The organism is Enterobacter cloacae complex sp. ECNIH7 (assembly GCF_002208095.1).
Classification (GTDB): Bacteria; Pseudomonadota; Gammaproteobacteria; order Enterobacterales; family Enterobacteriaceae; genus Enterobacter; species Enterobacter cloacae_M.
This window is the reverse complement of sequence record NZ_CP017990.1, coordinates 1109827-1127757: the sequence shown is the minus strand read 5'-3', so window position 1 is coordinate 1127757 and position 17931 is coordinate 1109827. Positions and strand designations below refer to the sequence as shown.

Here is a 17931-nt window from a genome sequence, read left to right as displayed (position 1 = left end):
AAGAGTACAGCAGCCCACACCCGTGGCTGCATCCAGGCGCGCAAGTATACCACCATCGCGCCGCTCCTGTGCACATTGCGCGTTATTTGATAATTGCCCTGAGTCCGTTACCATGTCGGGGCTGAGAATATAAGAGTCAATTCACTATGCCGAAGAAGAACGACGCACCGGCCAGTTTCGAAACTGCGCTGAGTGAACTGGAGCAAATCGTTACCCGTCTTGAGAGCGGCGATCTCCCGCTGGAAGAGGCGCTCAACGAATTCGAGCGTGGCGTGCAGCTGGCGCGCCAGGGGCAGGTCAAACTGCAGCAGGCCGAACAGCGCGTGCAGATCCTGCTTTCCGACAGCGAAGACGCGAAAACCACGCCTTTCACACCGGACGCCGAGTAAATGGATTTTGCCAACGAGCTTCAGGCGCGTGTCGTACGCGCCAACGACGCCCTGCGCCGTTTTATTGCGCCACAGCCTTTTCAGAACACTCCACTGGTTGAAGCCATGCACTATGGCGCACTCTTGGGTGGAAAGCGCCTGCGCCCGTTCCTGGTGTACGCCACAGGCAATATGTTTGGCATCAGCGATAACACGCTGGACGCCCCGGCAGCCGCCGTCGAGTGCATCCACGCCTACTCGCTGATCCACGACGATCTCCCGGCCATGGACGACGACGATTTGCGTCGGGGTCAACCCACCTGCCATATCAAGTTTGGCGAGGCGAATGCCATTCTGGCGGGTGATGCCCTGCAAACGCTGGCATTCTCGATTTTGAGCGATGCGCCGATGGCGGAAGTGGCCGACCGCGACCGCCTGGCGATGATCTCCGAGCTGGCAATGGCCAGCGGCGTGGCCGGCATGTGCGGCGGACAGGCGCTGGATCTGGAAGCGGAAGGACGTCAGGTTAATCTGGAACAGCTGGAGCGTATTCACCGCCATAAAACCGGGGCGTTGATTCGTTCCGCCGTTCGCCTGGGTGCGCTGAGCGCGGGTGAACAAGGGCGCAAAGCCCTGCCGATTCTGGACAGATACGCAGAAAGTATCGGTCTGGCATTCCAGGTTCAGGATGACATTCTGGATGTGGTGGGCGATACTGCAACATTGGGTAAACGTCAGGGTGCGGACCAGCAGCTTGGCAAAAGTACCTACCCCGCCCTGCTGGGCCTTGAGCAAGCCCAACGTAAAGCCCGGGATCTGATTGACGACGCCCGCCAGTCGCTAAATGAACTGGCCGCGCAATCGCTGGATACCTCGGCACTGGAAGCGCTAGCGGACTATATAATCCAGCGTGATAAATAAACTATATATCTCGATGAGCCTTTGATGAGTTTTGATATTGCCAAATACCCGACACTGGCGTTAGTTGACTCCACCCAGGAGCTACGCCTGTTGCCGAAAGAGAGCCTGCCGAAGCTGTGCGACGAGCTGCGTCGCTACCTGCTCGACAGCGTAAGCCGCTCCAGCGGCCATTTCGCCTCCGGGCTTGGCACGGTTGAGCTGACCGTGGCGCTGCACTACGTCTATAACACGCCTTTCGATCAGCTCATCTGGGACGTGGGCCACCAGGCTTATCCGCACAAAATTCTGACCGGACGTCGCGATAAAATTGGCACCATTCGTCAGAAAGGCGGCCTGCACCCGTTCCCGTGGCGCGGTGAGAGCGAGTACGACGTGCTGAGCGTCGGCCACTCTTCCACCTCCATTTCTGCGGGCATCGGGATTGCCGTTGCCGCCGAGAAAGAGAACAAGCAGCGCCGCACCGTCTGCGTGATTGGCGACGGCGCCATCACCGCAGGGATGGCCTTCGAAGCCATGAACCACGCGGGCGACATCAAGCCGGACATGCTGGTTATCCTTAACGATAACGAAATGTCGATTTCCGAGAACGTCGGCGCGCTGAACAACCATCTGGCCCAGCTGCTCTCCGGCAAGCTTTACTCCTCGCTGCGCGAAGGCGGCAAGAAAGTCTTCTCCGGCGTACCGCCGATTAAAGAGCTGCTCAAGCGTACCGAAGAACACATCAAAGGCATGGTCGTGCCGGGCACCCTGTTTGAAGAGCTGGGCTTTAACTATATTGGCCCGGTTGACGGTCACGACGTGCTGGGCCTGGTGACCACGCTCAAGAACATGCGCGACCTGAAAGGCCCGCAGTTCCTGCACATCATGACCAAAAAAGGGCGCGGTTACGAACCGGCGGAAAAAGATCCGATCACCTTCCACGCGGTACCGAAATTTGACCCGTCGAGCGGCTGTCTGCCAAAAAGCAGCGGCGGCATGCCGAGCTATTCAAAAATCTTCGGCGACTGGCTATGCGAAACCGCAGCCAAAGACAACAAGCTGATGGCTGTGACGCCTGCCATGCGTGAAGGCTCCGGCATGGTGGAGTTCTCCAGAAAATACCCTGACCAGTATTTTGACGTTGCCATTGCCGAGCAGCATGCGGTTACGTTTGCAGCGGGCCTGGCCATTGGCGGCTACAAGCCGGTTGTCGCTATCTATTCCACCTTCCTGCAGCGCGCCTACGATCAGGTGATCCACGACGTGGCGATTCAGAAGCTGCCGGTACTGTTTGCTATCGATCGTGCGGGCATCGTCGGTGCCGACGGCCAGACGCACCAGGGCGCGTTTGATCTGTCGTTCCTGCGCTGTATTCCGGATATGGTTGTCATGACGCCAAGTGACGAGAACGAATGTCGTCAGATGCTGTTTACCGGCTACCACTATCAGGATGGCCCAAGCGCCGTTCGCTACCCGCGCGGCAATGCGGTGGGCGTTGAGCTTCAGCCGCTGGAAAAACTGCCGATCGGTAAAGGTCTGGTGAAGCGTCGCGGTGAAAAAGTGGCGATCCTGAACTTCGGCACGCTGATGCCAGAGGCGGCTAAAGCGGCTGAAGCGTTGAATGCCACCCTGGTGGACATGCGCTTTGTGAAGCCGCTCGACGACTCTCTGATCCTGAGTATGGCTGAGACGCATGACGTGCTGGTCACGCTGGAAGAAAACGCCATCATGGGCGGCGCGGGCAGCGGCGTGAACGAGGTACTGATGGCGAACCGTAAAGCCGTGCCGGTGCTGAACCTCGGCCTGCCGGACCATTTCATCCCGCAAGGTACCCAGGACGAAGCCCGCGCGGCGATTGGCCTGGACGCTGCCGGTATCGAAGCTAAAATCCGCGCCTGGCTGGACTGAACCCTCCCCTTTTCCGCTCCTGCTATGCTTAAACGTATTGTTTAAACAGCAGGAGCGGACCGTGCAATACACAACATTAGGAAAAACAGACCTTAAGGTTTCCCGACTTTGTCTGGGATGCATGACCTTTGGCGAGCCCGATCGAGGAAACCACGCCTGGACGCTGCCGGAAGAGAGCAGCCGTCCGATTATCAAACGCGCCATCGAGGGCGGCATTAACTTCTTTGACACCGCCAACAGCTATTCCGACGGCAGCAGCGAGGAGATTGTCGGCCGCGCCCTGCGTGATTTTGCCCGTCGGGAAGACATCGTGGTTGCCACCAAGGTGTACTATCCAGTGGGCGACCTGGCTCAGGGACTTTCTCGCGCGCAGATCCTGCGTTCCATTGATGATAGCCTCAGGCGTCTGAACATGGATTACGTCGACCTGCTGCAAATTCACCGCTGGGATTACAACACGCCCATTGAGGAGACGCTGGAAGCACTCAACGACGTCGTCAAAGCCGGTAAAGCGCGCTATATCGGCGCGTCGTCTATGCATGCCTCACAGTTTGCTCATGCGCTGGATCTGCAGGCGCAGCACGGCTGGGCGCGCTTCGTCACCATGCAGGACCACTACAATCTGATCTATCGTGAAGAAGAACGTGAGATGCTGCCGCTGTGCCATCAGGAGGGCGTGGCGGTGATCCCGTGGAGCCCGCTCGCGCGCGGCCGCCTGACCCGTCCGTGGGGAGAAACCACGGCCCGTCTGGTCTCGGATGAAGTGGGAAAAAATCTCTACGAAGGAACAGAGGCCAGCGATGCCCTGATCGCTGAACGCTTAGCCGGAATTGCCGACGATACCGGTGCAACTCGTGCCCAGATAGCGCTGGCGTGGCTGCTGGGCAAGCGCGGGGTCGCGGCACCGATTATTGGAACATCGCGGGAAGAACAGCTGGATGAGCTGCTGAATGCGGTGGATATCACGCTGACGCCGGAGCAGATTGCCGAGCTGGAGACGCCGTATCAGCAGCATCCGGTGGTGGGGTTTAAGTAAGCTCTTACCATCTAATCCGTAGGCCGGGTAAGGCGAAGCCGCCACCCGGCAATACAGAGCGCACAACATCACGCGAAGTGATCGTACCCTTTCCAGTCCAGCGTAACGGGCGCGCCGTCTTTCACAAACTTCAGCCCTTCGCTCTCCGGCATGATCTGACCGATGCAGGTGAATTTCGCGCCGAGATGCGCTAACGCCACGTCCAGCGTTCCACGGTTGAGCTCAGGCACCGTGAAGCACAACTCATAGTCTTCACCACCGGAGAGCGCCCAGCGCAGGGCCTGCTCAGGCTCCACATGGCGAAGCAACTGCTCAGACAGCGGGAAGAGATCCAGGTCAACGCGCGCACCTACGCCGCTGGCCTTCAGGATATGGCCGAGATCGGAGATCAGCCCGTCAGAGAGATCGATAGCCGAGCTTGCCCGTTCGCGCAGCGCCTGGCCGTGCAAAATACGCGGCGTTGGCCGCAGGTGGCGTTTCACCAGATACGCCGCATCGTCAGCATCTTCAACCGTTAAACGATTTTGAAGGATCGCCAGCCCTGCCGCGCTATCGCCCGGCGTACCGGTCACGTAGATCCAGTCGCCGGGTTTTGCGCCTGAACGCTTCAGCGCGCGGCCAAGCGGCACATAGCCGTGGATCGCCAGCGTCATCGACAGCGGCCCGGCAGTCGTGTCGCCGCCAATCAGCTGCATATCGTAATAGCTAAGCTGCTCAAAAAGCGCATCGCTAAAGGCTTCCAGCCAGGCTTCATCTACCTCTGGCAGCGTCAGAGCCAGCGTTAGCCACGCGGGATCGGCCCCCATCGCCGCCAGATCGCTGACGTTAACCGCAAGAGCTTTATAAGCCAGATCGGCAGGATCGATATCCGGTAAGAAATGACGGCCGCACACCAGAGTGTCGGTGCTGATTGCCAGCGTCTGTTTTTCGGGAATATTGAGAAGTGCACAGTCATCGCCAATGCCGGTTTCAACATCAAGACGAGAGGTTCTGACACGGTCGAAATAACGGGCAATCAGGGAGAATTCGCCGCATGCCATACGTTATGCCTCAGCAAATAAAAGAAAAAACCGGAGCCGCACTGCCCGTCAGGCAATGCAGGACTCCGGTTTGCGGATCACTTTTTGTGGGGACGGATCGCAGGTGCTGCTTTATCAAGTACGCCGTTTACAAACTTGTGGCTGTCTTCAGCGCCGAAGGTTTTCGCCAGCTCGATCGCTTCGTTGATGGCCACTTTATACGGCACATCATCACGTTTAGACAGCTCAAACAGCGCGATACGCAACACTGCTTTTTCCACCTGACCCAGCTCGTCGAGCAGACGGGACAGGTATGGCTTCATCAGGCCATCGAGATACGCGCTATTAGTCGCCACTCCCGACAGCAGTTCACGGAAGTACAGAACGTCAACGTCTTTCACGTCCTGTTCTGACAGGAACTGGTATTCAACATCAGAGATGTCGTTCTGGGACAACTGCCAGGAGTAAAGTGCCTGGACGGCACATTCACGGGCGCGGCGACGAGCAGCAGGTTTCACGGAATTCCCCTTACAAAAAAATCAGGCCTTGATGGCTTTCAATACATTGATCATTTCAAGCGCGGTCAGTGCAGCTTCTGCACCTTTGTTACCGGCTTTGGTGCCAGCACGTTCGATGGCTTGTTCAATACTTTCGGTGGTCAGCACGCCGAACGCGACAGGAATTTCAGCATCCTGCGCAACGTGTGCCAGACCGTTGCTTGCACCGCCCGCAACGTATTCGAAGTGCGCAGTGCCGCCACGAATAACGGTACCCAGCGCAATCACCGCGTCGTATTTACCGGTTTTCGCCAGCGCGCCCGCCGCCAGTGGCAGTTCGTAAGCGCCTGGAACCCAAACAACGGTAATGTTGTCATCTTTAACCTGGCCGATGCGTTTCAGGGCGTCAATCGCACCTTCCAGCAGGCTGTCGTTGATGAAGTTGTTGAAACGCGCAATGGTGATGGCGACGCGAGCGTCCGGGGTAGCTACAGCAGCTTCAATAATGTTCATACTCTTCCTTTACGGGTTCATTTGGCCCCGCAGGGGGGCGGATTTTATCATAATACTTTGCGCACTGCTTCCCTATTTCAGGAGCAATTACGCTGTCGTTAAGTGGAGGCAGACATCCGGGCCTACCGGACGAATCTCGCTAAATTTGAGTTGCGGTGCGTCGGCCAGTTTTTCAAGGCCGGGCAGCACAAACAGGCCGCGCGCGTCGTGACCTAACAGTTTAGGCGCAACGTAAACAATCAGCTCATCCACCAGCCCGGCCTGTAAAAGCGCACCGGCGAGCGTTGGCCCCGCTTCAACCCAGATGCTGTTCACCTGCTGCTTGCCGAGCAGCATCATCAGCACCACCAGATCCAGATGACCGTTATGCTCCGGCACCATAATACTGCGCACGCCTTCCGGCCATTCGCGCGTATCTTCTCTGGTGCGGGCAATCCAGGTTTCACCCGGCTGCTGGACAATACGCTGCTCCGGCGTCACGCGGTTCTGGCTATCAATGATAATACGCAGCGGCTGACGCAGGTTCTCCTGCGGGTACAGCGCCTGAGTATCGGCATTCAGCTCGTCCCAGCGCACGGTCATGGCCGGATCGTCAGCCAGAACGGTTTCACTGCTGGTGAGAATAGCATGGCTTTGCGCGCGCAGACGTTGCACATCGCGCCTTGCCTGCGGCGAGGTGATCCACTGGCTTTCGCCGTTTGCCATCGCCGTACGACCGTCCAGCGAGGCGCCCAGCTTAAGCTGAATATACGGGAACCCCGTGCGCATGCGCTTCAGAAAGCCTTTGTTGATCGCTTCCGCGTCCTGCATCATCAGCCCATGGCTGACGTCAATGCCTTCCTGCTGCAGGCGATACAGACCGCGTCCGGCAACCTGCGGATTCGGGTCCTGCATCGAGGCGACCACGCGTGAAACACCCGCCGCGATCAGCGCTTCACAGCACGGCGGCGTACGCCCGTAATGGCTGCAGGGCTCCAGCGTGACGTAGGCTGTGGCACCGCGCGCCTTCTCACCGGCCATGCGCAACGCATGGACCTCGGCATGCGGCTCGCCGGCACGATAGTGAAATCCCTCCCCTACGATCTCGCCATCTTTAACGATAACGCACCCGACGTTCGGGTTGGGATGGGTAGTAAAACGGCCGCGCTGCGCCAGCTTCATGGCTCGCGCCATGTAGATCTCATCCTGCATGAGCTTAATCCTGTAAGCGGGCGATCTCTTCGCCAAACTCTTTGATGTCTTCGAAGCTGCGGTAGACCGAGGCGAAGCGGATATAGGCGACCTTATCAAGCTTTTTCAGCTGCTCCATCACAAGGTTGCCGATCATTTTGCTCGGCACTTCACGCTCACCCAAACCACGAAGGTAAGATTTTATGTGGTTTAACGCCATCTCAACGTCATCCGCGCTGACAGGGCGTTTTTCCAGGGCCTTCAGCATCCCGCTGCGCAGTTTCTCTTCGTTAAACGGCTCGCGCACGTCGTTGCTTTTTACCACGCGCGGCATTACCAGCTCTGCAACCTCAAAGGTCGTGAAACGCTCGTTGCACACCAGACACTGCCGACGACGGCGTACGGATGACCCTTCGCCCACAAGACGAGAGTCGATGACTTTGGTATCCACAGCGGAGCAGAATGGGCAATGCATACGGTATCCCTGTTATGTGGTTAACTAATTTTCATTTTACCCTGATCTGGCCTGACAACAAAGGAAGAGCTTTTTGAGACAAAGGATCTATGTCTGACACGTTGAGGCTGGCTACCATTAAGGCGATCCGTTATTTCAAGGAAATAAACGCAATGACAAGACGTTACCTGAAGATTTTGCTGGTGGGGAGCCTCTTCACCCTTAGCGCCTGTGCACAGCAAACCGAAGTTCGCCAGATGAAACAAAGCGTCAACACGCTCAATACGGCGATGGACAAACTGAATAAAGAAACGGTGAAGATCACCCAACAAAACGCGCTGAACGCAAAATCCAGCAGCGGGGTGTATCTGCTGCCTGGTGCCAATACGCCTGCGCGGCTCAACAGCCAGATTGGCACGCTTAAAATGTCACTGGTGAACGTTGCGGCGAATGCAGATGGTACTCGCGGAACATTACGGATCCAGGGAGAATCCAACGATCCACTTCCGGCCTTCAGTGGCACCGTCGAGTGGGGCCAGATCCAGGGCACAACCGAGAGCTATCAGGAAGTGAATGTGAAGAACCAGTTGTTCACTGCTCCCGCGAGTATACTGGCGCCCAGCGATGTTGATATCCCGCTTCAGCTGAGTGGACTCACGCCAGATCAATTAGGTTTTATCCGCATCCACGATATCCAGCCCGCCGCGCAGTAACCCCTCCTTCAGCGGAGTGCAATGTCACTCCGCTAACATTTACATTTCGTATGGATTGGCAACATAAATGATTGCCGCTACAATCCCGGCCGTTTAAAGTACGCAAACGTGAACGCAATCGATTACGCGTGTGAGAGATATGTGAAACAACACATATTTTTGTGAGCAGGGATTCCTATAATAGGCACCGCAGAAACACGAAATATTTAGAAACGCAATTCGCGCATTTTTCACTCCCGGAAGGGAATTTCAATCAGTGGCATGATTATGAAAAAAACATTACTTGCAGCCGGCGCTGTGCTGGCACTTTCCTCCTCTTTCACTGTTAACGCAGCGGAAAACGATAAACCACAATATCTCTCCGACTGGTGGCACCAGAGCGTTAACGTCGTGGGCAGCTACCACACCCGTTTCGGACCACAGATCCGCAACGATACCTACCTGGAGTACGAAGCGTTCGCCAAGAAAGACTGGTTTGATTTCTACGGCTATATGGATGCACCGGTATTCTTCGGCGGTAACACCGACGCGAAAGGTATCTGGAACCACGGTTCCCCACTGTTCATGGAAATTGAACCACGCTTCTCTATTGATAAACTGACCGGTACCAGCCTGGCGTTTGGTCCGTTCAAAGAGTGGTACTTCGCGAACAACTACATCTACGACATGGGCCGCAATAAGTCTGGTCGCCAGAGCACCTGGTACATGGGTCTGGGTACGGACATCGATACCGGCCTGCCAATGAGCCTGTCTCTGAACGTGTATGCTAAGTACCAGTGGCAGAACTACGGCGCCGCGAACGAAAACGAGTGGGATGGCTACCGTTTCAAAGTGAAATACTTTGTGCCAATTACCCAGCTGTGGGGCGGTAACCTGAGCTATATCGGCTTCACCAACTTTGATTGGGGTTCAGATCTGGGCGACAACGACTTCCGCGACCTGAACGGTAAGAAAGCGCGCACCAACGACTCCATCGCCTCCAGCCACATCCTGGCGCTGAACTACGATCACTGGCACTACTCTGTTGTTGCGCGTTACTGGCACAACGGTGGTCAGTGGAACGACGACGCGAGCCTGAACTTCGGCAACGGCGACTTCAGCGTTCGCTCTACCGGCTGGGGTGGTTACCTGGTTGTGGGTTATAACTTCTAACCTGTGCGGGACTGTGCGGGCTGCTGCCCTCACCCTGCCCCTCTCCCACAGGGAGAGGGAACAAATACTAAAAACGGCAACATACGTTGCCGTTTTGCTTTTACCTCGCCGCCAGGCTTTTTACTGCTTAACCTTCCGCAAAAAATCCGCCAGAGACCTGTCCGCACTCTCGCTAAACCGCCTCTCCGTCTGCACAATATTGAGACATCGGTCGAGCCGGAAACAGCGATAGTCATCGCGCCGTTCGCACCACGCCGCCAGCAGCCAACGCTCCCCCCAGAAGAACAATCCTAACGGCTGAACCTCACGCTGTGAGAGTTGCCCAACTTCGTCGCGGTAATGCAACGCCAGCACACGCTGAGCGGAAATTGCCTGATGAATCATGTCAAAATCGCTACGGGAGTGGCTTTGCATGCAAAAATCCGGGGCGTAGATCCGCGTCTGCTCCGCCTTTCGACGACTCTCCTCGGGCAGGATAGCCAGCACCTTCTCCTGAGCCGACTCCAGCTCGCGCGACAGCGATTCCCCTCCCCAAGTTTTGAGCAGGCGAATCGCGACGATCAGCGCCTCTGACTCCTTATTTGTCAGCATCAGCGGCGGCAGGTCAAATCCCGACATCAGCCGATATCCGCTCCCCGCCTCACCTTCCACCGGCACGCCGGAAAGCGACAGGTCGCGGATATCGCGGTAGACCGTGCGCTCGGATACGCCAAGCCGGTCCGCCAGATGCGCTGCCGTTGTCAGACGCCTGCCCCGCAGGATCTGCACAATCTGAAACAAACGGTCAGCGCGTCGGGTCATATCTTATTCCGCTCTCAGGCAGGTTGATGGAGGCCGACGCGGTTACCCTCGCTGTCGGTAAACAATGCGATAGTGCCAATGCCATGCGGCAGTTCCAGCGGGCCAAACACGCACTCGCCGCCCGCAGAGGCGATGCGATCGAGCGTGGCCGCCAGATTGTCAGTATGCAGGTAAATAATAGCGCCCTGCAAAGACGGTGTAACGCCGTCAAATTTTGCCAGCGCCCCGCCTGTACCCGGATCCTCATGCGGGAAAACGGCCAGCTCCGCGCAGTCCATTTTCTCGCGACGCAGCGCGAGCTGCATCACCGGCTCATAAAATTTGATGGCGCGATCCATATCCGCGACCGGAATTTCAAACCAGTTAATGACGCTTTTCATACATCCTCCTGACTGTTGTTTGGGTTCAGAAGGAGTCTACGAGAGGGCTCCTGACAGCATACTGTCAGGAGTGTTTGTCAGGAACAGATAAAAAAAATCCCGGTCAACCGACCGGGATTTCGATAACGCGCTAAACGTCGCCTTACGGTAGAATGGACGGCTGATCCGCCCCTTCTTTCTCGACTTTCTGCTGGAGCAGGTGCTCGCGCTTCATGCCGAGTTTCAGTGCCAGAGCGGACGCGACGTAGATAGACGACGCCGTACCGATGGTGACACCGATCAGCATGGTCAGCGAGAAGCCTTCCAGTACCGGACCACCGAAGAGGAACAGCATCAGGATCACCATCAGGGTGGTACCGGATGTGATCAGGGTACGGTGCAGCGTCTGGGTCAACGACACGTTAAAGATTTCGTACGGCGTACCGCGACGGATCTTACGGAAGTTTTCACGGATACGGTCAGATACCACGATACTGTCGTTCAGTGAGTAACCGATAACGGACATCAGGGATGCCACAATCGTCAGGTCAATCTCAATGTGGAACAGCGACAGTATGCCCATGGTGATCACCACGTCGTGCGCCAGAGCGATAACCACACCGGCCGCCAGTCGCCACTCAAAGCGGAAACCGACGTATACCAGAATGGAGATCAGCGCCACCAGCAGCGCCATCGCACCGGTCTGCGCCAGATCAGCACCCACGCTTGGGCCGACGAACTCAATACGCTTGACCGCCGCGTTCTGGCTGGTTGTTTCGTTAATCACGCTAACAACCTTGCTGCCCAGCTCCTGGCTGCCGTTGGCATCGTGCACCGGTGGCATACGCACCATGATGTCACGGCTGCTGCCGAAGTTCTGCAGCAGCGGCTCTTCAAAGCCCGCTTTCTGCAGAGACAGACGCATCTGGTCCATATCGACCGGCTTTTCCAGGGAGATCTCGATGACCGTACCGCCGGTGAAATCCAGACCCCAGTTAAAGCCTTTCACGCTCATAATGCCGATGGACAGAATCAGCAGGAAACCTGAAATGCCGAAGGCCCAGTAGTCCCAGCGCATAAAGTCCCAGACTTTACGGCCGTGGTTCAATTGTTCAACAGTATATTCCTGTGCCACAACGCACTCCTCAGATAGACAGCTTTTTGACGCGCTTGCCGCCGTACAGCAGGTTCACGATGGCACGGGTGCCGACAATAGCGGTAAACATTGACGTTGCGACACCGATACCGGTTGTAATCGCAAAGCCTTTGATCGCACCAGTCCCCACTGCATACAGGATAAGAACCTTAATCAGTGTTGTTACGTTCGCATCGAAGATGGAGCTGAACGCGCCTTTATAGCCTTCGTCAATCGCCTGCTGAATAGAGCGACCGTTACTCAACTCTTCTTTGATACGTTCGTTAATCAGTACGTTGGCGTCGACCGCCACCGCAAGAGTAAGAACGATACCCGCAATCCCAGGCATGGTCAGCGTCGCCCCCGGCAGCAGGGACATAATCCCGATGATCAGCACCAGGTTGGCAATCAGCGCGGAGGTCGCAATCAGACCAAACTTCTTGTAGAAGAAGATCATGAAGAGGATAGAGACCACCAGACCGGCCAGACACGCTTCCAGACCCTGCTGAATGTTTTGCATACCCAGAGTTGGACCAATGGTACGTTCTTCAACAATCTGAATTGGCGCAATCAGCGCACCGGCACGCAGCAGCAGGGAGAGCTGACGCGCTTCGTTCGGGTTGTTGATACCGGTGATACGGAAGCTGTTACCCAGACGAGACTGGATATTGGCGATGTTAATCACCTCTTCCTCTTTCACCAGCACCGCACGACCATTTGCATCTTTCTTACCGCTGTCTTTGTACTCCACGAAAAGGGTCGCCATCGGTTTACCGATGTTGTCCTTGGTGAAGTTAGACATGATGTTACCACCCGCGCTATCCAGCGAGATGTTAACCTGCGGCTGGTTGTATTCGTCCTGGCTCGACGTGGAGTCGGTGATGTGGTCACCGGTCAGAATCACGCGTTTGTACAGCACTACTGGCTGACCTTCGCGGGTCTGTTTTACTTCGGAGTCACCCGGAATACGCCCTGCGGCAGCAGCGGACTGATCGACGTTGGAGTTCACCAGACGGAATTCCAGGGTTGCGGTCGCACCCAGAATCTCTTTCGCACGCGCGGTATCCTGGATACCCGGCAGTTCAACCACGATACGGTCAGCACCCTGACGCTGTACCAGCGGCTCAGCCACGCCCAGCTGGTTTACACGGTTACGCAGAATGTTGATGTTCTGCTGAACGGCATATTCACGCGCTTCTTTCAGACGCGCATCGGTCATCACCGCGCGCAGCTGGTTGCTGCCCTGAGAGGTGATTACCAGGTCACGGTGACGTTGGGTCAGATAATCTACAGCCTGATCGCGCGCCGCGCTGTCGCGGAACGTGATGCTCATGCCGTAGTTATCTTCTTTACGCACGGTGGTATAAGCGATGCCTTTATCACGCAGATCGCTGCGCAGGCTGTCAATATTCTGTTCCTGCAGCTTGCCAAGCGCGGTATCCATATCCACTTCCATCAGGAAGTGAACGCCGCCACGCAGGTCAAGGCCGAGTTTCATTGGCTCTGCTTTCATCGCAGCCAGCCAACGCGGGGTTGCAGGGGCAAGGTTAAGCGCCACGACGTATTTGTCACCCAGCACGCCCATCAGCGCTTCGCGAGCGCGGAGCTGCGTGTCGGTGGTGTCGAAGCGAGCAAGAATTGCACCCTCTTCCAGAGCCACAGACTTAGCGGTAATTTTTTCTTCTTGTAACGTTTTCTGGACCTGGATCAGCGTTTGCTCACTGGCGGCGACACCGCGCGCGCCAGTGATTTGAACAGCCGGATCCTCACCATACAGGTTGGGAAGCGCGTACAGCAGGCCGACGAGAATCACGACGACCAGCATGATGTACTTCCACAAAGGATAACGGTTTAACACGGCAGTTCCCTTTGGGAAAAGTTGGGATTACAGCGCCTTCATGGTGCCTTTCGGCAGAACGGCAGCTACGAAGTCACGTTTGATGACCACTTCAGTGGTGTCGTTCAGGGCGATAGCAATGTAGCCATTTTCAGCCACTTTGGTTACGCGACCCACCAGACCACCGTTAGTCAGTACTTCATCGCCTTTCGCAATGGAGTTCATCAGGTTTTTGTGCTCTTTGGTGCGCTTCTGCTGTGGACGCAGGATCATGAAGTAGAAGATCAGACCGAACACAACCAGCATCAGAATCAGAGACATCGGGCTGCCCTGCGCTGGAGCACCTGTTGCCGCTACCGCATCAGAAATAAAAAAGCTCATTCAAATTCCCTCATTATTAAAATTAATCAACGTTCAACGGTGGAACATCCCGCCCCTGACGTTGGTAGAAATCGGTCACGAAGCTCTCTAATTTACCCTCTTCGATAGCCTTACGTAAACCAGCCATTAAGCGCTGATAATAACGAAGATTATGAATGGTATTGAGACGCGCGCCCAAAATCTCGTTGCAACGATCGAGATGATGCAGATACGCGCGAGAATAATTGCGACAGGTATAGCAATCGCACTCGGAATCGAGCGGGCTGGTGTCACTCTTATGCTTCGCGTTACGGATTTTCACCACGCCATCGGTAACGAACAAATGGCCGTTACGCGCGTTGCGGGTTGGCATGACGCAGTCGAACATATCAATGCCGCGGCGTACGCCTTCAACCAGATCTTCTGGTTTACCCACGCCCATCAGGTATCGTGGTTTATCCGCCGGGATTTGCGGGCAGACATGCTCCAGAATGCGGTGCATGTCTTCCTTCGGCTCACCCACAGCCAAACCGCCGACAGCGTAGCCATCAAAACCTATCTCTACCAGACCTTTAACAGAGATATCGCGTAAATCTTCGTAAACGCTGCCCTGGATAATGCCGAACAGCGCATTTTTGTTCTGCAGGGAGTCAAAACGATCACGGCTACGCTTCGCCCAGCGCAGAGACATCTCCATGGAGCGTTTTGCGTAGTCCCAGTCAGCAGGATACGGCGTACATTCGTCGAAGATCATCACGATGTCAGAGCCGAGATCGTACTGAATCTCCATCGATTTTTCGGGATCGAGGAAAATCGGATCGCCGTTGATCGGGTTACGGAAGTGTACGCCCTGCTCGGTGATCTTGCGGATATCGCCCAGGCTGAAGACCTGGAAGCCGCCGGAGTCGGTCAGGATTGGTCCTTTCCACTGCATGAAATCGTGCAGGTCGCCGTGGAGCTTCATGATCTCCTGACCCGGACGCAGCCACAGGTGGAAGGTGTTGCCGAGGATAATCTGTGCGCCAGTGGCTTCTACTTCTTCCGGCGTCATCCCTTTTACGGTGCCGTACGTGCCCACAGGCATAAACGCGGGGGTTTCCACCACGCCGCGATCAAACACCAGGCGACCGCGACGCGCGCGGCCATCGGTGGTATTGAGTTCAAATTTCATTTTTTCTCCGACGTCAGAAAAACAGTCCAACGTTGTAAAACGGTGCCGCGGACTTATTCCCCGACACGCTCATTCAAAGCCAGCGGATTGTACGTGATAAACATCGCGTCCCCGTAGCTAAAAAAGCGATATTTTTGTTCTACCGCAGACTTGTAGGCCGCCATCGTATGCTGATAACCGGCAAATGCCGACACCAGCATAATCAGCGTTGATTCAGGCAGATGGAAGTTGGTCACCAGCGCGTCAATCACTTTGTACTGATAGCCCGGGTAGATAAAGATCTGCGTATCGCCAAAGAACGGCTCGATAAGATCGCTCTTTGCGGCCTGCGCGGCGCTCTCGAGTGAGCGCACGGACGTTGTACCGACCGCCACGACGCGGCTGCCGCGCGCTTTCGCTGCCAGGACCGCGTCCACCACATCCTGAGGCACTTCAGCATACTCAGAGTGCATGATGTGATCTTCAATGCTGTCCACGCGCACCGGCTGGAAGGTTCCCGCCCCGACGTGCAGCGTCACGAACGCCATCTCCACGCCCTTCGCGCGCAGTTTCTCCAGCAGCGGCTCATCAAAATGCAGGCCCGCGGTCGGCGCAGCGACGGCGCCTGGCTTCTGGCTGTAGACGGTCTGGTACAGCTCGCGGTCGGCCTCTTCGTCCGGACGCTCAATATACGGCGGCAGCGGCATGTGGCCGATGGCGTTCAGGATATCGAGCACCGTGCGCTCGTCGTCGAACGCCACCTCAAACAGCGCATCGTGGCGCGCGGTCATGGTCGCCTTGATACTCTCATCATCGCCCAGCAGCAGTTCAGCGCCCGGCTTCGGCGCCTTAGACGCGCGAATATGTGCCAGAATACGTTTATCATCGAGCATACGTTCGACCAGCACTTCAATCTTGCCGCCGCTGGCTTTACGGCCAAACAGGCGCGCCGGGATCACGCGGGTATTGTTAAAGACCAGCAGATCGCCAGGGTTGAGCTTGTCGAGCAAATCGGTGAAAGTACCGTGCGTCAGATCGCCCGTTGGCCCATCCAGTGACAGTAAGCGACAGCTGCTGCGCTCAGGCATGGGATAGTGAGCAATCAGGGATTCAGGTAGTTCAAAGGAGAAATCGGCGACGCGCATGACGTATACTCGTGACTTAAAAACAGGCGGCATAGTCTAGTGCTCACACCCTTTTGCTGCAACAACTAGCCGCCCCCGGACAAATAAAACGCATGAATTTTCTCGCTCACCTGCATCTCGCTCACCTCGCTGACAGCTCCCTGTCCGGCAATTTGCTGGCCGATTTCGTACGCGGCAACCCCGCTGAGGACTATTCCCCTGAGGTTGTCGACGGGATTTTTATGCACCGCCGCATCGACGTGCTGACGGATAAGCTGCCGGAAGTGACGGAAGCTAAAGCGTGGTTTCGCCCTGAAACGCGCCGCGTTGCGCCGATCACGCTCGACGTGATGTGGGACCACTTTCTGTCGCGCCACTGGGAACAGCTGTCGCCGGAGATGCCCTTGCCGGCGTTTGTGCGCTATGCCCACCAGCAGGTGTCGATCATTCTGCCCGACTCGCCGCCGCGCTTTGTGAATCTGAATAACTATTTATGGTCGGAACGCTGGCTGGAGCGCTATCGCGAGATGGACTTCATTCAGAACGTGTTGAACGGGATGGCGAGCCGCCGACCGCGACTGGATGCGCTGCGGGACTCCTGGTATGACCTGGATGAACATTACGATGCGCTGGAAGCGCGTTTCTGGCAGTTTTACCCGCGCATGATGGCGCAGGCGAAAAACAAACAGCTTTGACAGAATTCGTATTGATAGGTAAAAGCTGGCGGAACGATTGTCACCACCTCTTTGTCTTATCCATGAACACTCTCTATACTGGCTCGCGTTGCGTTCCAAATAACCTTAGTATCTACAGGAGAATCATATGGTTCTGGTAACTCGTCCGGCTCCGGATTTTACAGCTGCAGCAGTTCTGGGCAACGGTGAAATCGTTGAAAACTTCAACTTCAAACAGCACACCAACGGTAAAGCGACCGTTCTGTTCTTCTGGCCAATGGACTTCACTTTCGTTTGCCCGTCTGAGCTGATTGCCTTCGACAAACGTTATGAAGAATTCCAGAAGCGTGGCGTGGAAGTTGTTGGCGTCTCCTTCGACTCTGAATTTGTACACAACGCATGGCGTAACACCCCTGTCGACAAAGGCGGCATCGGTGCGGTGAAATACGCAATGGTTGCGGACATCAAACGCGAAATCCAGCAGGCTTACGGTATCGAACATCCGGACGCTGGCGTTGCGCTGCGCGGTTCCTTCCTGATCGACGCGAACGGCATCGTTCGTCACCAGGTTGTGAACGATCTGCCGCTGGGTCGTAACATCGACGAAATGCTGCGCATGGTTGACGCGCTGCAGTTCCACGAAGAGCACGGCGAAGTGTGCCCGGCTCAGTGGGAGAAAGGTAAAGAAGGCATGAACGCGTCTCCAGACGGCGTGGCTAAATACCTGTCTGAGAACGTATCCAGCCTGTAATCGGCACGGT

Annotated in this window: 20 protein-coding genes; 8 read left to right on the top strand and 12 right to left on the bottom strand. The window is 56.1% G+C overall.

Annotated elements, in window-relative coordinates; genetic code table 11:
* Nucleotides 1-146: 146 nt before the first annotated feature.
* The 4 genes from xseB (at nucleotide 147) to WM95_RS05425 (ending at nucleotide 4212) form a co-directional block, all read left to right on the top strand.
* A complete protein-coding gene (gene xseB / locus WM95_RS05440; RefSeq protein ID WP_008503331.1) occupies nucleotides 147-389 on the top strand; it encodes an exodeoxyribonuclease VII small subunit in 243 nt (80 codons plus the stop codon).
* A complete protein-coding gene (gene ispA / locus WM95_RS05435; protein WP_008503332.1) occupies nucleotides 390-1289 on the top strand; it encodes a (2E,6E)-farnesyl diphosphate synthase in 900 nt (299 codons plus the stop codon).
* Between the two features lie 24 nt (nucleotides 1290-1313).
* Nucleotides 1314-3176 (top strand): 1-deoxy-D-xylulose-5-phosphate synthase, encoded by a 1863-nt coding sequence (dxs, locus tag WM95_RS05430; RefSeq protein ID WP_063408743.1) that lies wholly within the window; start codon nucleotides 1314-1316, stop codon nucleotides 3174-3176.
* A 61-nt stretch (nucleotides 3177-3237) separates the two neighbouring features.
* The gene (locus tag WM95_RS05425; RefSeq protein ID WP_063408744.1) at nucleotides 3238-4212 is read left to right on the top strand and encodes an aldo/keto reductase; all 975 of its coding nucleotides are present in this window, start codon (nucleotides 3238-3240) and stop codon (nucleotides 4210-4212) included.
* Between the two features lie 68 nt (nucleotides 4213-4280).
* Here WM95_RS05425 and thiL read toward each other — a convergent pair whose 3' ends face one another.
* From thiL to nrdR, 5 genes are all read right to left on the bottom strand, one after another.
* Nucleotides 4281-5252 (bottom strand): thiamine-phosphate kinase, encoded by a 972-nt coding sequence (thiL, locus tag WM95_RS05420; RefSeq protein WP_033144764.1) that lies wholly within the window; start codon nucleotides 5250-5252, stop codon nucleotides 4281-4283.
* 77 nt (nucleotides 5253-5329) lie between these two features.
* Nucleotides 5330-5749, bottom strand: coding sequence for a transcription antitermination factor NusB (gene nusB / locus WM95_RS05415; RefSeq protein ID WP_063408745.1), 420 nt, complete (start codon nucleotides 5747-5749; stop codon nucleotides 5330-5332).
* Between the two features lie 21 nt (nucleotides 5750-5770).
* Nucleotides 5771-6241, bottom strand: coding sequence for a 6,7-dimethyl-8-ribityllumazine synthase (gene ribH, locus WM95_RS05410; RefSeq protein ID WP_006176874.1), 471 nt, complete (start codon nucleotides 6239-6241; stop codon nucleotides 5771-5773).
* A gap of 87 nt (nucleotides 6242-6328) precedes the next feature.
* Entirely contained in the window at nucleotides 6329-7432 is a 1104-nt protein-coding gene (gene ribD / locus WM95_RS05405) for a bifunctional diaminohydroxyphosphoribosylaminopyrimidine deaminase/5-amino-6-(5-phosphoribosylamino)uracil reductase RibD (RefSeq protein ID WP_063408746.1), read from the bottom strand.
* Between the two features lie 4 nt (nucleotides 7433-7436).
* Nucleotides 7437-7886: a transcriptional regulator NrdR gene (gene nrdR, locus WM95_RS05400; protein WP_008503337.1), complete on the bottom strand. Its 450-nt coding sequence runs from the start codon at nucleotides 7884-7886 to the stop codon at nucleotides 7437-7439.
* A 152-nt stretch (nucleotides 7887-8038) separates the two neighbouring features.
* Between nrdR and WM95_RS05395 the strand changes: the two genes are divergently transcribed.
* Nucleotides 8039-8578, top strand: coding sequence for a DUF3251 domain-containing protein (locus WM95_RS05395; protein WP_088544660.1), 540 nt, complete (start codon nucleotides 8039-8041; stop codon nucleotides 8576-8578).
* Between the two features lie 267 nt (nucleotides 8579-8845).
* The gene (locus WM95_RS05390) at nucleotides 8846-9730 is read left to right on the top strand and encodes a nucleoside-specific channel-forming protein Tsx (RefSeq protein WP_025756198.1); all 885 of its coding nucleotides are present in this window, start codon (nucleotides 8846-8848) and stop codon (nucleotides 9728-9730) included.
* Between the two features lie 120 nt (nucleotides 9731-9850).
* Here the strand turns inward: WM95_RS05390 and WM95_RS05385 are convergent, their stop codons facing one another.
* From WM95_RS05385 to queA, 7 genes are all read right to left on the bottom strand, one after another.
* A complete protein-coding gene (locus tag WM95_RS05385) occupies nucleotides 9851-10531 on the bottom strand; it encodes a helix-turn-helix transcriptional regulator (protein WP_045356407.1) in 681 nt (226 codons plus the stop codon).
* A 14-nt stretch (nucleotides 10532-10545) separates the two neighbouring features.
* Nucleotides 10546-10911 carry a VOC family protein gene (locus tag WM95_RS05380; RefSeq protein ID WP_023310553.1) on the bottom strand — a complete coding sequence of 122 codons (366 nt, stop codon included), beginning with the start codon at nucleotides 10909-10911 and terminating at the stop codon, nucleotides 10546-10548.
* A 142-nt stretch (nucleotides 10912-11053) separates the two neighbouring features.
* Nucleotides 11054-12025: a protein translocase subunit SecF gene (gene secF, locus WM95_RS05375; RefSeq protein WP_023310552.1), complete on the bottom strand. Its 972-nt coding sequence runs from the start codon at nucleotides 12023-12025 to the stop codon at nucleotides 11054-11056.
* 10 nt (nucleotides 12026-12035) lie between these two features.
* Nucleotides 12036-13883: a protein translocase subunit SecD gene (secD, locus tag WM95_RS05370; protein ID WP_071789390.1), complete on the bottom strand. Its 1848-nt coding sequence runs from the start codon at nucleotides 13881-13883 to the stop codon at nucleotides 12036-12038.
* 27 nt (nucleotides 13884-13910) lie between these two features.
* Nucleotides 13911-14243, bottom strand: a complete 333-nt coding sequence (gene yajC, locus WM95_RS05365) for a preprotein translocase subunit YajC (protein ID WP_003859109.1) — start codon at nucleotides 14241-14243, stop codon at nucleotides 13911-13913.
* 22 nt (nucleotides 14244-14265) lie between these two features.
* Nucleotides 14266-15393 carry a tRNA guanosine(34) transglycosylase Tgt gene (tgt, locus tag WM95_RS05360; RefSeq protein WP_088544659.1) on the bottom strand — a complete coding sequence of 376 codons (1128 nt, stop codon included), beginning with the start codon at nucleotides 15391-15393 and terminating at the stop codon, nucleotides 14266-14268.
* Nucleotides 15394-15446: 53 nt separating this feature from the next.
* Nucleotides 15447-16517: a tRNA preQ1(34) S-adenosylmethionine ribosyltransferase-isomerase QueA gene (gene queA, locus WM95_RS05355; RefSeq protein WP_063408747.1), complete on the bottom strand. Its 1071-nt coding sequence runs from the start codon at nucleotides 16515-16517 to the stop codon at nucleotides 15447-15449.
* A gap of 92 nt (nucleotides 16518-16609) precedes the next feature.
* Between queA and acpH the strand changes: the two genes are divergently transcribed.
* Both acpH and WM95_RS05345 read left to right on the top strand, forming a co-directional pair.
* Nucleotides 16610-17191: an ACP phosphodiesterase gene (gene acpH, locus WM95_RS05350; RefSeq protein ID WP_023310549.1), complete on the top strand. Its 582-nt coding sequence runs from the start codon at nucleotides 16610-16612 to the stop codon at nucleotides 17189-17191.
* A gap of 127 nt (nucleotides 17192-17318) precedes the next feature.
* On the top strand, nucleotides 17319-17921 hold the full coding sequence (locus tag WM95_RS05345; protein ID WP_014168840.1) for a peroxiredoxin: 603 nt from the start codon (nucleotides 17319-17321) through the stop codon (nucleotides 17919-17921).
* Nucleotides 17922-17931: the final 10 nt, after the last annotated feature.

Bases quoted from the DNA above. Each gene is read 5' to 3' on its own strand.
- thiL (WP_033144764.1), bottom strand. From the start codon at position 5,252: ATGGCATGCGGCGAATTCTCCCTGATTGCCCGTTATTTCGACCGTGTC.
- yajC (WP_003859109.1), bottom strand. From the start codon at position 14,243: ATGAGCTTTTTTATTTCTGATGCGGTAGCGGCAACAGGTGCTCCAGCG.
- WM95_RS05395 (WP_088544660.1), top strand. From the start codon at position 8,039: ATGACAAGACGTTACCTGAAGATTTTGCTGGTGGGGAGCCTCTTCACC.
- dxs (WP_063408743.1), top strand. From the start codon at position 1,314: ATGAGTTTTGATATTGCCAAATACCCGACACTGGCGTTAGTTGACTCC.
- tgt (WP_088544659.1), bottom strand. From the start codon at position 15,393: ATGAAATTTGAACTCAATACCACCGATGGCCGCGCGCGTCGCGGTCGC.
- WM95_RS05385 (WP_045356407.1), bottom strand. From the start codon at position 10,531: ATGACCCGACGCGCTGACCGTTTGTTTCAGATTGTGCAGATCCTGCGG.
- ispA (WP_008503332.1), top strand. From the start codon at position 390: ATGGATTTTGCCAACGAGCTTCAGGCGCGTGTCGTACGCGCCAACGAC.
- WM95_RS05390 (WP_025756198.1), top strand. From the start codon at position 8,846: ATGAAAAAAACATTACTTGCAGCCGGCGCTGTGCTGGCACTTTCCTCC.
- nrdR (WP_008503337.1), bottom strand. From the start codon at position 7,886: ATGCATTGCCCATTCTGCTCCGCTGTGGATACCAAAGTCATCGACTCT.
- acpH (WP_023310549.1), top strand. From the start codon at position 16,610: ATGAATTTTCTCGCTCACCTGCATCTCGCTCACCTCGCTGACAGCTCC.
- xseB (WP_008503331.1), top strand. From the start codon at position 147: ATGCCGAAGAAGAACGACGCACCGGCCAGTTTCGAAACTGCGCTGAGT.
- queA (WP_063408747.1), bottom strand. From the start codon at position 16,517: ATGCGCGTCGCCGATTTCTCCTTTGAACTACCTGAATCCCTGATTGCT.
- WM95_RS05345 (WP_014168840.1), top strand. From the start codon at position 17,319: ATGGTTCTGGTAACTCGTCCGGCTCCGGATTTTACAGCTGCAGCAGTT.
- ribH (WP_006176874.1), bottom strand. From the start codon at position 6,241: ATGAACATTATTGAAGCTGCTGTAGCTACCCCGGACGCTCGCGTCGCC.
- WM95_RS05380 (WP_023310553.1), bottom strand. From the start codon at position 10,911: ATGAAAAGCGTCATTAACTGGTTTGAAATTCCGGTCGCGGATATGGAT.
- ribD (WP_063408746.1), bottom strand. From the start codon at position 7,432: ATGCAGGATGAGATCTACATGGCGCGAGCCATGAAGCTGGCGCAGCGC.